Source organism: Nostoc sp. CCY 9925, from assembly GCF_963920935.1.
Classification (GTDB): Bacteria; Cyanobacteriota; Cyanobacteriia; order Cyanobacteriales; family Nostocaceae; genus Nostoc.
In genome coordinates this window covers 1-673 of the sequence record NZ_CAWUDO010000301.1, presented here as the reverse complement: position 1 = coordinate 673, position 673 = coordinate 1, and the positions used below count along the sequence as shown (strand labels likewise).

1 pseudogene is annotated in these 673 nt (G+C 30.5%); it reads left to right on the top strand.

The annotated features are described in order from the left end of the window. A pseudogene (locus ACM0OY_RS40545) lies at window positions 1-530 on the top strand (ISH3 family transposase); the annotation flags it as partial. Between the last annotated feature and the right edge of the window lie 143 nt (window positions 531-673).

The window sequence follows — 673 nt, the reverse complement described above, 5'->3', positions numbered from 1 at the left end:
TAGATATTCCATTTATGATGCCTGCTGTCAAGACAGGAAAGAAAGGAGGAATCAAGCAATTTTTCAAGGGTAAAAAAAGTTATAAAACTACCTATACAATTACAAGAGATGAAGATGATTCAGTCACATTTGACTTATGGATTGTCTGCAAATATGGAAAAGGTAAGCGTAAAAAACATGGGGTTCAATACTTTGCTTACGTGACTTACAAAATCACAACAAATTTAAATTATATCTATCAAGATTATCGGAAACGATTTGGAATTGAAACTAGCTACCGTCTGAAAAATATTTGTCGAATTAAAACGAATAATAAAAATCCAGTTTTGAGATTACTATTTGTGGGTATATCTTTTCTTTTAGTTAATATTTGGGTAAATCTTCTTTGGCTCAGAATCAGTAGTAAAAGGAAAGGTAGTCGATTAATTTATCGCACACTTTTTACACTTAAACAGATGTTAGCCTTTTTATCTCAAGCCCTACAGCGTAAATATCAAGTAGTTGAAAGCATCTATCTTCCATCAGGTTAGTAATGATAATTTCTCTACCAATTAATCATAAGTAATTATAATCTATACTATGTCTGTTGGTTAGAGAATTGTGTATCAGAATGTATTAAAAAATGTAAATATTTTAGCGATCGCTCTTTGGAGAAAAACTTTTTGGTTTACTG